Origin of the sequence: Tabrizicola sp. (genome assembly GCF_036781545.1) — a bacterium.
In the GTDB taxonomy this organism is placed as follows: domain Bacteria; phylum Pseudomonadota; class Alphaproteobacteria; order Rhodobacterales; family Rhodobacteraceae; genus Tabrizicola.
This window is the reverse complement of the sequence record NZ_DAIQAT010000120.1, coordinates 1-10,570: the sequence shown is the minus strand read 5'-3', so window position 1 is coordinate 10,570 and position 10,570 is coordinate 1. Positions and strand designations below refer to the sequence as shown.

9 protein-coding genes, 1 tRNA gene and 1 pseudogene are annotated in these 10,570 nt (G+C 68.7%); 2 read left to right on the top strand and 9 right to left on the bottom strand.

Features of this window, described 5'->3' with window-relative positions:
- The 4 genes from ccsA to V7Q39_RS15395 form a co-directional block, all read right to left on the bottom strand.
- A partial coding sequence (gene ccsA, locus V7Q39_RS15410) for a cytochrome c biogenesis protein CcsA (protein WP_333817493.1) occupies nucleotides 1–490 on the bottom strand: 490 nt, incomplete at its 3' end.
- 55 nt (nucleotides 491–545) lie between these two features.
- A complete protein-coding gene (gene ccmB, locus V7Q39_RS15405; RefSeq protein ID WP_333817492.1) occupies nucleotides 546–1,202 on the bottom strand; it encodes a heme exporter protein CcmB in 657 nt (218 codons plus the stop codon).
- Nucleotides 1,203–1,275: 73 nt separating this feature from the next.
- Nucleotides 1,276–1,890, bottom strand: a complete 615-nt coding sequence (gene ccmA, locus V7Q39_RS15400; protein ID WP_333817491.1) for a heme ABC exporter ATP-binding protein CcmA — start codon at nucleotides 1,888–1,890, stop codon at nucleotides 1,276–1,278.
- Between the two features lie 185 nt (nucleotides 1,891–2,075).
- Entirely contained in the window at nucleotides 2,076–3,653 is a 1,578-nt protein-coding gene (locus V7Q39_RS15395) for a N,N-dimethylformamidase beta subunit family domain-containing protein (protein WP_333817490.1), read from the bottom strand.
- Between the two features lie 123 nt (nucleotides 3,654–3,776).
- Here V7Q39_RS15395 and V7Q39_RS15390 point away from each other — a divergent pair, with 123 nt between their 5' ends.
- Together V7Q39_RS15390 and V7Q39_RS15385 are read left to right on the top strand one after the other, a co-directional pair.
- Nucleotides 3,777–5,150: an NAD(P)/FAD-dependent oxidoreductase gene (locus V7Q39_RS15390; RefSeq protein WP_333817489.1), complete on the top strand. Its 1,374-nt coding sequence runs from the start codon at nucleotides 3,777–3,779 to the stop codon at nucleotides 5,148–5,150.
- 593 nt (nucleotides 5,151–5,743) lie between these two features.
- Nucleotides 5,744–6,874 carry a serine/threonine protein kinase gene (locus V7Q39_RS15385; protein WP_333817488.1) on the top strand — a complete coding sequence of 377 codons (1,131 nt, stop codon included), beginning with the start codon at nucleotides 5,744–5,746 and terminating at the stop codon, nucleotides 6,872–6,874.
- Nucleotides 6,875–6,880: 6 nt separating this feature from the next.
- On the opposite strand, the gene V7Q39_RS15380 is transcribed toward V7Q39_RS15385, so the two are convergent.
- The 5 genes and pseudogenes from V7Q39_RS15380 to V7Q39_RS15360 form a co-directional block, all read right to left on the bottom strand.
- Nucleotides 6,881–8,086 carry an ABC transporter permease gene (locus tag V7Q39_RS15380; RefSeq protein ID WP_333817487.1) on the bottom strand — a complete coding sequence of 402 codons (1,206 nt, stop codon included), beginning with the start codon at nucleotides 8,084–8,086 and terminating at the stop codon, nucleotides 6,881–6,883.
- On the bottom strand, nucleotides 8,083–8,790 hold the full coding sequence (locus V7Q39_RS15375) for an ABC transporter ATP-binding protein (protein ID WP_333817486.1): 708 nt from the start codon (nucleotides 8,788–8,790) through the stop codon (nucleotides 8,083–8,085). Before V7Q39_RS15375 ends, V7Q39_RS15380 begins: the two co-directional genes overlap by 4 nt.
- Nucleotide 8,791: 1 nt before the next feature.
- Nucleotides 8,792–10,045, bottom strand: coding sequence for an efflux RND transporter periplasmic adaptor subunit (locus V7Q39_RS15370; RefSeq protein WP_333817485.1), 1,254 nt, complete (start codon nucleotides 10,043–10,045; stop codon nucleotides 8,792–8,794).
- Between the two features lie 121 nt (nucleotides 10,046–10,166).
- A tRNA-Val gene (locus V7Q39_RS15365) sits at nucleotides 10,167–10,242 on the bottom strand.
- Nucleotides 10,243–10,288: 46 nt separating this feature from the next.
- Nucleotides 10,289–10,570, bottom strand: a pseudogene (locus V7Q39_RS15360) (hypothetical protein); the annotation flags it as partial.

Genomic DNA, 10,570 nt, shown 5'->3' with positions numbered 1-10,570 from the left:
CGACGAGGCAGAGAATCGAGGTCAGGTCGGCGGCGGTATCCGGGTCCTCGATCGCGGCCCAGAGCGCCATGTAGCCGAAGTAAAAGAGCGTCAGGATCAGGAACGAGGTCAGCCGCGGGTCCCAGGCCCACCAGGTGCCCCACATCGGCTGCCCCCAGAGCGCGCCCGTGACCAAGGCGATCAGGGTGAAGGTCAGGCCCACGGGGGCGGCGGCCTTGGCGGCCAGCGCCGAGACATGGTGGCGGCGGACGATCCAGATCAGCGAGGTCACCAGCATCATCCCCCAAGCGTTGATCGCCATCATCGCGGCGGGGACATGCAGGTAGATGATCTTGACGGTCGCACCCTGCTTGTAGTCGTCGGGGGTGAAGAAGAAGCCCCAGGTCAGACCCGTGACCAGCAGCGCAATCGTCAGCCCGACGACCCAGGGCAGGGCCCAGGCCGAGGTCTGCATGAACTTCTTCGGGTTCGCATATTCCCAGATCGACATGGGGGTTCGCCTATCCTGTTCCGGGTTGCCGCTCAACACACCATCGCGCGACAGACTAGCGCAAATTGACGCGGATCGCGCTGGCGGCCGCGAAGGGCAGAAGCGCGGCGGCGCCCAGGCTGATCGCACCCAGAAGCGCAAGGGGCGTGGCCAGCGCCATGCCCTCGGCCCCGCGGCGCACGACCTCGCCCCCGAAGATCAGGGTGGGCACATACAGCGGCAGGACGAGGAGGCTGAGGAGGAGACCGCCACGGCGCAGGCCCACGGTGATCGCGGCGCCGAAGGCCCCGATGACCGAGAGCGCAGGGGTGCCGAGGAAGAGGCTCAGGACCAGCCAGGAATAGCCTGCGGGCGGCAGGTTCAGCAGGACGCCGAGGCCCGGCGCGATCAGGGTCAGCGGCAGGCCCGTCACCAGCCAATGCGCCAGCGCCTTTACCGCCACCACCGCCTCCAGCGGGATCGGCGCGGTGGCGAGAAGGTCGAGCGAGCCGTCCTCATGGTCCAGCGCGAAGATGCGGTCGAGCGAGAGGAGACAGGCGAGGAGCGCCCCCACCCAGAGCACGCCGGGGGCGATACGGCCCAGCATCCCGCCTTCCGGCCCGACGCCCAGCGGCACCAGCACGGAGAGGAGGAAGAAGAATGCCAGCCCCAGCCCGAAGCCGCCGCCAGAGCGGAGGGCAAGCCGCAAGTCGCGCAGGAGAAGCGACTTCATGCCCGGCCCCGCAATTGCTCTTTCCCCAAATACTCCCGCCGGAGGCTCCGACGGCTGGACCCGGTGCGCCGCATCATGCGAAGGCCTCGTCGAAACCGGTGCTCTGGATTTCCCGCGCCCGATGCGGATTAAGGTCGAGCACCGTCGCCTCGGGCAGGCCGAGGTCGACATGGGTGGCGATGACGGCAAGGCCGCCGGTCTTCAGATGGTCCCGCACCACATCGGCGAAAAGCGCGACCGAGGCCACGTCCAGGCTGACGGTGGGCTCGTCCAGCAGCCAGACCGGGCGGCCCGTCACCAGCAGGCGGGCAAGGCCCAGACGGCGCTTCTGCCCGGCGGACAGTTCCCCGGCGCGGCGGCGGATCAGTTGGCTCAGGTTCAGCGCGGTCAACGCATGGTCGATGCCGGGGCCGCCATAGATGCGCGACCAGAAGGCGAGGTTCTCGGTCACGGTCAGGGTGGACTTCAGCCCGTCGGCATGTGCGGCATAGGCGACGCTGTCGGGGGGCAGGTCGTAGCCGCCCTCGGCAGGCGGTTGCAACCCGGCCAGAGTGCGCAGGAGCGTGGTCTTGCCCGATCCGTTCGGCCCGCGCAGGATCAGCGCCTGGCCGCGCTGGACCGAAAGGGTCAGTCCGCGCAGCACGGTGACGCCGCCACGGGCCACGGCAAGGTTCGACAGGCTCAACATGGCGCCTGCCTATCCGATGCGATGAGGCGCGGAAAGGGGATTGGTCGCCGGTTGCGCCTTTGTCGCGGGGGCGGGCGTAGTCTTCATTCCCGTCCCGGGCTTGACCCGGGACCTCGCCCTCAAGGTGAGGAGGCGATGGGGGAAACGGAGGTCCCCGATCAAGCCCGGGACGGGATGCCCTGCACCTACCCCCAGTCGCCCAGCAGCAGGTTGCGCGTCACCTGCTCCACCGGGGCCTCGCGGGCGATCAGGCCCGCGACCCATTCGCAGCTTCCGGCGTTGAAGACGGCCCCCCTGCCCCGCCGGTAGTCCGCCATGCAGCCGTTGCCCCGGCTGGCGAGGCCCAACGTCTCGGGCGTGAGCTTGCCGTATTTGGTCAGCGCAACCTCTTCGGCGTCGAGGCTGCCGATGAACAGATCCTCCTCCTCCGGCCCGGTGGAATGCGCCAGCGTGGTGGCGAGCGAGAGGGCGACGATGGTCAGCTCGCCCTCCAGCCCGGTATCGGGCGCGGCGTAGGGCAGGCCCTGGTGCGTCTCGTAGTCGATCCCGTCGACCTCATAGCCGAAGACCTTCGAGGCCGCGCCCAGCACATCGCCATAGCCGAGGCCAGTGCCCCCCAGCGACCAGTGATCGGGCCGGTAGAGCGTGAAGCCGCCCGCACCATGGGCAGCGCAGCGGCTCCAGCCGGCATAGACGCCCATGCTGCCGGTCAGGCCCATCGTCGCCACCGCCGGACGCCCCGCCTGCGGGTGGTCCCAGTAGCTGGTCAACCGGTCGGTCGCGCCCAGCGGATCCTCGGCCTCGGCCCGGGTCTTGTAGCAGGTCTGGGTGGTCAGATCCGCCGAGAGCCGGGTCTGCCAGAAGAAGTTGCCGCCGAAGCGCGCCAGCTGGCCGCCCCGGTCAAGCCAGCCGTCCAGATGGTCGCGCATCTCCCAGGTCCAGTATTCGTCATGGCCGACGATCACCGCACGGGGATGGCCGTCCAGCAGGCGGGGGTCGGCGTGCAGGTCGTGCTGGGTGTAGTAGTCCAGCGCGATGCCCTGCGCCTCGCACCAGAGGACGAAGGGGCGTTCAAAGGCCGCCCAGCCGGAGGAGGCATATTTCTTGGAAATGCCATTCGCGCGGGCATAGTCCATATGCGGATAGCGCGGCCGGGTCAGCGGCGGCGAGGCATGGGGAATGCGGGGCGCGTCGTCCGGCCAGCGCACGAAGCCTTTGGCCCAGGGGCGAAGAAGGCTGACCTCGCCCGCGAAATCCCGGCCGGTGGCGCCGGTCAGGCCCTGGTAATGGTTCGACCCGCCCCAGTCATTGTAGGCGCACCAGGTGCCGGTGGCGAGGATCAGGGCGAGCTTAGCCGCCGGCTGCGCGGGCTTCAGGACGAACATTCCCTGCGAGGCGTGGCCGTCGATGGCGAGGGTGAAGGCATAGACCCCGGTCGGCCAATCCGGCGGAATCTCGGTCTCGAAGGCCACCGGCCAGCCGCAGCCCGTGACCGAGCAGTCGGGCGGCGTGGGCGCAAAGCCTGTGGCGATGGTGGTGTCGAGCACGATCCGTGGGGCCAGCCCGTCGCGGGCGATGGTCAGCCGCGCCTGCGCAGCGCTGGACATGGCATGCAGGCGCAGACTGTCGCCGGGACGGTAGGACAGCGCGGCGGTATAGCCCCAGACCTGCGGGCGGGCTGGGTCGCTGGAGGCCATCTCGTAGTAATGCCCGGTGACGGGATCGCCGTCGTCGAAGGGGCCGGCGACGAAGAAGCCCTGCATGTCCCACTCCCTGCCTTTCCCGCAGCATCGGCGGGCGCCAAGGCCTTGGCAACGGGGTAAAACGCCGCTTGGGCCTTGAAATGCGGTCGGGCCTGTGCCTCCCTTCGCGCAAAAGGGGGGACCATGCGGATCGGGGATGTTTCTTTCTGGTATGCCGACATCGGTCTGCCCTACCGCCGTGCGGCGCTGGCGGGGGATACCACGGCGGATGTGGCGATCATCGGGGCGGGCTATACCGGCCTTTGGACCGCCTATTACCTGAAGAAGGCCAATCCGGCGCTGGATGTCTTGGTGATCGAGAAGGAGTTCGCCGGTTTCGGTGCCTCTGGCCGCAACGGCGGCTGGCTGACCGGCGGCTTCGCCTGGACGCATCGGCGCTATCTGGAAACCTCGTCGGAACATGCCGTCCGCGCGATGGTCGAGGCGATGAACGGCACGGTGGACGAGGTGATCCGCGTCGCCGAAGCCGAGGGGATCGAGGCCGATATCCACCGCACCGACGAACTGATGGTGGCGACGAAGCCCGCGCAGGTCGGGCGGATGCAGGCGGAGGTGGAGCACCGGCGGCACTGGGGCGAGGAGGGCCGGGTCTTCGAGATGGGCGCCGCCGACCTGGCCGAACGCATCCGCATTCCCGGCGCGCTGGGGGCGATGGTGGTGACGAACGTCGCCCGGGTGCAGCCCGCAAAGCTGGTGCGGGGACTGGCGCGCGCCGTCGAACGGCTGGGGGTGCGGCTGGTGGAAGGCACCGCGGTGACAGGCTTCCAGCCGGGGGTGGTGACGACCGACCACGGCACGATCGAGGCTCCGGTGATCCTGCGCTGCACCGAAGGCTTCACCGCCGGGCTGCCGGGGCTCAAGCGGGAATGGCTGCCGATGAACTCGGCCCAGATCGCGACCGAACCGCTGCCAGCGGAAGTGTGGGAGAAGATCGGCTGGCAGGGCCATGAGATCGTGGGTGATTTCGCCAATGCCTATTGCTACTGCCAGCGCACGCGCGAGGGGCGGATCACCGTCGGCGCGCGCGGGGTGCCCTATCGCTTCGGCTCCAGCCTCGACAGCAACGGCGCGCCGGACCCCGAGACAATCCGGCGGCTGACCGCGATCCTGCACCGGCATTTCCCCGCCGCCGCCGGGGCGAAGATCGACCATGCCTGGAGCGGCGTCCTCGGCGTGCCGCGCGACTGGTGCGCGACGGTGGGGCTGGACCCGGAAACCGGCATCGGCTGGGCCGGGGGCTATGTGGGGGTGGGTGTCTCGACCTCCAACCTCGCCGGGCGAACGCTGGCGGACCTGACGCTCGGGCGCGATACCGAGCTGGCGCATCTGCCTTGGGTCAACCGCCGGGTGAAGGGGTGGGAGCCCGAGCCCCTGCGCTGGCTGGGGGTGCATGGGATGTATGCGCTTCTGAACGCGGCCGACCGGCAGGAGGACAGGCCCGGCGCCGGGCCGTCGCGGTTGGCGGCGGTGGGGAACTGGCTGACCGGCCGGGGATAGAACGCGCCAACCCGCAGGCGATCCGGCAGGCCCGGACCGGGGCGGCTGGCGGTCCCGCATCTTCCGAATTCTGCATCGCGGCAAACCGATAAAACTCTGGACACGGGGCTGAGCGCCGCGAATCGGTTTCGTGACGCGATGGAACCCGGACCAGCACAACCATGGGTATTGTTTCCGGTATTGCCTGCCCGCTGTGGTCGTCCTGCGCTGACAAATGCGGCGGGATCACGGCGCATCCCACTGGGATCGCTGATGTTTTTGTCACACTGTGCATTTTGCAAAACCACGAACCAGCCTCCGCGTTCGCAGGAATTGTTCAGCAAAACCAGATGTTTACTCGCGCGGATTTATTGCCGCGCGTTCCCGCGACAGTTTCCCTTAGGTCAACTTTTCTGTACCGATGACCCTGTCGCAACGCAGCGCGTTTGCGCGGGAACCGGGACGAGAGCTAGTATGGAACCGGGAACCCATCCGCACCGGAGCTGAGACCGGACCGGATTTACCCGTGGGAAAGCAGAATGGTGCAGGGTGCCGCGTGGCTATGCGGCACCCCGTTGACTGTAGTGATGAGTGACAATGCGGCAGGATTTACCGTGACACAGGGCCCGACACAGATCAGCAATCAGCTCGAGTCGGAGTTGGGCCGGGTCGACCCGGATGCCTTCGCCGATGACCTGAAGCCCGGCACCCAGCTGCTGGGCGGGCACTACATCATCGAGGGCTTCCTCAACAGCGGCGGCTTCGGGATCACCTATCTGGCGAAGGACAGCCTCGACCGCACCGTCGTGATCAAGGAATGTTTCCCGAACGCGCTCTGCCGCCGCTCGACCAGCTTGGTCCGCGCCCGGTCGCGCAAGCACCAGGGCGACCTGCGCAGTTTCGTCGACAGCTTCGTGGCCGAGGCGAAGAGCCTTGCCCGCCTGGTCCACCCGAACATCGTCGGCGTGCACCAGGTGTTCGAGGACAACGACACCGCCTATATGGCGATCGACTATATCGACGGGCGCGACCTGCACGACATTCTGGATTCCACCGACCAGGCCTTCGCGCCCGAGCAGATCGTGGCCATGCTGAAGAAGATGCTGAGCGCGGTGGAGTTCATCCATCAGGTCGGCATCCTGCACCGCGACATCTCCCCCGACAACATCCTGATCGACAAGACCGGCAACCCGATCCTGATCGATTTCGGCGCCGCCAGCGAACAGGTGGTGCGCGCGACCCGGGTGCTGACCGGGCGGCGGGTGATCAAGGAAGGCTATTCGCCGCAGGAATTCTACCTGACCGGCGCCGAACAAAGCCCGGCCAGCGATCTCTATTCGCTGGGCGCGACCTTCTACCATGTCATCACCGGCCAGGCCCCGCCGGAAAGCCAGCGCCGCCTCGCGCGGGTGGCCGAGGGCGAGGCAGACCCCTACCAGCCGCTTGCCGGGCGGTTTCCGGGCTATCCGCCGGGGTTCCTGGAATCCATCGACAAGGCGGTGCGGGTGATGCCGCGCGACCGCATCCAGTCGGCCGGCGACTGGCTGGACTGGATTCGCCTCGGCGAGGAAGGCGGCCCCCTGCCCGCCGCGCTGACCGAAGAGCCGCCGAAGCTGGTGACGCGCCCGCTGATGCAGCCCGCCGCCGAGGGTGGCGTCCTGCAAGACTACCGCGGCTATGTCATCGGCGCGGGGGCGGTCTTCGTCCTGGCCGGGATCGCCGCGCTCTGGTCGCTGCTGACCTGAGACCGCTCATTCGTGGCGCAGCGCCTCGATCGGGTCGAGCCGCGCCGCCTTGCGCGCCGGGAAGAAGCCGAAGATCACCCCGATCAGCGCCGAGAAGCCGAAGGCCAGAACCACCACCACCAGCTGCGGCGCGAAGGGGATCGCCATGAAGATCGAGGCGATGAAGGCCAGCGCCAGCCCGACGACTATCCCCACGATCCCGCCCACCAGCGACAGGACGACCGCCTCGACCAGGAACTGGGTCAGGACCTGACGCCCCTCGGCGCCGACCGCCAGCCGGATGCCGATCTCGCGCGTGCGCTCCGTGACCGAGACCAGCATGATGTTCATGATCCCGATGCCGCCGACCAGAAGGCTGACCGCCGCGACCGAGGACAGAAGCCCGGTCAGCACCGAATTGATCCCGGACAGGACCGATCCGATCTGCGCCATGTCCATCACCGAGAAATCGTCACGCTCGCCCGTGGCGATGCGGCGGCGGATCCGCATCAGCGCCTCGACCTCGCGGATGCCGCGGTCGTTCGAGACCTGATCGGACAGCGCCAGGGTGATCGAGTTCACATCGTCGCTGCCCCGAAGCCGGCGCTGCACGGTGCGCACCGGCATCAGCACCAGATCATCCTGGTCCTGCCCGAAGGTGCCCGCCCCCTTGGCCGCCAGAAGCCCGATCACCTCGCAGCTGACGCTGCCCACGCGCATCTGCAGCCCGATGGGATCGGCATTGCCGAACAGCGTCCGCCGCACCGTTTCGCCCACGATGCAGACCGCCGCGCCGGATCGGTCCTCGCTGTCGCTGAAGGTGCGGCCTTTCAAAAGCGTCCAGTTGCCGACCAAAAGCCAGTCCGAGGTGGAGCCCGTCACCGAGGTGGTCATGTTCGCGCTGCCCGCGACGATGGTCTGGCTGCTGTTGACGGTCGGCGCGACGGCGGTGATGACCGACAGCTCTCTCAGCGCCGCCACATCCCGCAGGTTGAAGGACCGCGCCGATCCCGACCCGCCCGGTCCCATCTGCTGCGACCCGGGCCGGAGCGCCAGCACATTGGTCCCAAGGCTCGCGACGCTGGAGGACACTGCCCGCGAGGACCCCTGCCCCACCGTCACCATCGCGATGACCGCCGCCACGCCGATCACCACGCCCAGCACCGTCAGGCCCGAGCGCAGCTTGTTCCGCTTCAGCGCCAGCAGCGCCAGTCGCACCGTTTCCCAGATCATGCGCCCGTCCTTTCGCGCACGGGCCCGTCGCGGGTGATGCGCCCGTCGGTGAAGACGATCAGCCGCCCGGCATAGGCGGCGATGTCGTCCTCATGCGTGACCATGACGATGGTGATCCCCTCCTCGCGGTTCAGCCCCTGCAGAAGCTGCATGATCTCATGGCTGCGCTGGCTGTCGAGGTTCCCGGTGGGCTCGTCCGCCAGGATGATCATCGGGTTGCCGACCAGCGCGCGGGCGATGGCCACCCGCTGCTGCTGGCCGCCGGAGAGCTGGGTGGAATCATGGTTTTCACGCCCCTTGAGGCCGACCTTTTCCAGCACCGCCCGGGCCTTCGCCTCGCGCAGAGCTCTCGGCTCGCCCTTGTAGATCAGCGGCAGTTCCACATTCTCCAGCGCCGAGGTGCGCGGCAGAAGGTTGAACCCCTGGAAGACGAAGCCCAGGAAATTGCGGCGCAACAGCGCGCGGCGGTCCCGGTCCAGATCCTGCACCTCGACTCCGTTGAACAGGAACCGGCCCGAGCTTGGCCGGTCGAGAAGCCCGATGGTGTTCATCGCCGTCGACTTGCCCGAGCCGGAAGGGCCCATGATCGCCACGAATTCGCCCCGCTCGATGGTCAGGTCGACCCCGTCCAGCGCGCGCACCTCGGTCTCGCCGCTGCCGTAGACGCGCGTCACCTTGTCCAGCTGGATCAGCGGCGGGGCCATCTCAGCTTCCCGACTTCTGGTCGATGATGACAAGGTCGCCCTCGGCCAGCCCTTCGCCCGAGACCGCCGTCTTCCGCCCGTCGCTGTCGCCCACCGTGACCGGCACCTCGGTCGCGACGCCGCTGCGCAGGACCCAGACCGTCTCGCCGGATGCGGTGGTCCGCTCGATCTGCATCGGCCGCCGAGGCATGATCATGCCGACCAGGCCGCGACCACCGCCGCCGCTGCCGCTTTGCACCACCTCCTGCGGCGGCTCGAAGCGGACCGCGGCATCGGGAACCAGCAGGGTGTCCTTCACCACCGAAACCGCGATGGTCGAGGTCGCCGTCATCCCGGGGCGCAGGAGGCCCCGGCTGTTGTCCACCGACAGGATCGCCTTGAACGTCACCACGCCATCGGTCGTCTCGGGGGCGTAGCGAACGGATTCGATCACCGCCGGGAAGGACTGGCCGGGATAGGCATCGACGGTGAAGCTCGCCTCGTTGCCCACCGCGATCCGGCCGATATCGGCCTCGTCCACATCGACGCGCAGTTCCATCCGCGCGAGGTCCTCGGCCAGGGTGAAGAGGACCGGCGCGTTCAGCGACGAGGCGACGATCTGCCCCGGCTCGGCGGCGCGGTCCAGCACGATGCCGTTGATCGGCGACAGGATGGCCGAGCGGTCGAGATCGGCACGGGCTTCGGACAGACGCGCCTCGGCCAGCGCCACATCGGCCTTGGCGGCGGTCAGCGCGGCCTCGGCCTTGTCGCGCGCGGCTTCCTGCGTAATCAGGCTCAGCCGCGAGGACTGGCCGCGCTTGTCCAGCTCGCTCTGCGCATCGAAATAGGCGGCCGCCTCGCGCTGGACAGCCTCGGCCTGGGCCAGGCTGGCGCGGGCGGCGGCGAGCTGCGCCTCGGCGGTCAGCACCTGCGACTTGAGCTTGGTATCGTCCAGCCGGGCCAGCACCTGACCGACCGTCACCTGGTCGTTGTAGTCGACCTCGACCGAGGCGAGCGAGCCGGAAAGCTCCGACGAGATTTCGACCTCGGTCGTCGGCTGCACCGATCCGGTCGCCGTCACCGTCACGGTCACGTCGCCCCGGGTGACGGCCGCGGTCTCGTAGCTGACGGCAGCGGCTTTCGCCGTCCTGGCATACCAGTACCAGCCGCCCAGGCCCGCGATCAGAAGAACGGCCAACACCCACCACAGCCAGCCCCGGCGCGGCCGGTCTGCCTGCGCCAGGATTCTGGCCATCTCGTCGGTCGGGTCGGGCATGTGCAGGGCTCCGTGGTTTGCGGTCGCGCATCGGGACGGCCAGCTTGGCAGCTGTCGACGCGAGGTGCCATTCCTCATACGCGAGCGGCTCCGGTTTCCGTCGCGCCACAGGGAGGAAACCTGGTGGGCGGTGAGGGGCTCGAACCCCCGACATTCTCGGTGTAAGCGAGACGCTCTACCAACTGAGCTAACCGCCCGGACCTGCGCCGAAGTAGCGAAGCAGAGGGGCCGATGCAAGCCCGTTCAGGTCGGGCCCGAGGCGGGCGGATCGTCGGGATCATCGGCTGCGCCGCTAAGCCGCGCCCCGGCACCGACGCCCGCACCGGCACCCATTCCCATGCCCATCGCCATCCCGCCGCCTGCGCCCCCCTGGCCGCCACCGCCCCGGCCCCCGCCTTCGCGTCCACCCTTCGCCCCGCCGCTGCCCCCGCCCGGCCGGGTCGGGCCCTGCGCCGGGATCTCGACCCCGCCGGGGATCGGCGTCAGGTCCAGCGCGCTGCGGATGAAGGCGCGCAGCGAGGCGAC

Excerpts from the sequence above, each read along its gene's own strand:
- V7Q39_RS15375 (WP_333817486.1), bottom strand. The coding sequence starts at position 8,790 with ATGGCCCCGCCGCTGATCCAGCTGGACAAGGTGACGCGCGTCTACGGC.
- V7Q39_RS15370 (WP_333817485.1), bottom strand. The coding sequence starts at position 10,045 with ATGCCCGACCCGACCGACGAGATGGCCAGAATCCTGGCGCAGGCAGAC.
- ccmB (WP_333817492.1), bottom strand. The coding sequence starts at position 1,202 with ATGAAGTCGCTTCTCCTGCGCGACTTGCGGCTTGCCCTCCGCTCTGGC.
- V7Q39_RS15380 (WP_333817487.1), bottom strand. The coding sequence starts at position 8,086 with ATGATCTGGGAAACGGTGCGACTGGCGCTGCTGGCGCTGAAGCGGAAC.
- ccmA (WP_333817491.1), bottom strand. The coding sequence starts at position 1,890 with ATGTTGAGCCTGTCGAACCTTGCCGTGGCCCGTGGCGGCGTCACCGTG.
- V7Q39_RS15390 (WP_333817489.1), top strand. The coding sequence starts at position 3,777 with ATGCGGATCGGGGATGTTTCTTTCTGGTATGCCGACATCGGTCTGCCC.
- V7Q39_RS15395 (WP_333817490.1), bottom strand. The coding sequence starts at position 3,653 with ATGCAGGGCTTCTTCGTCGCCGGCCCCTTCGACGACGGCGATCCCGTC.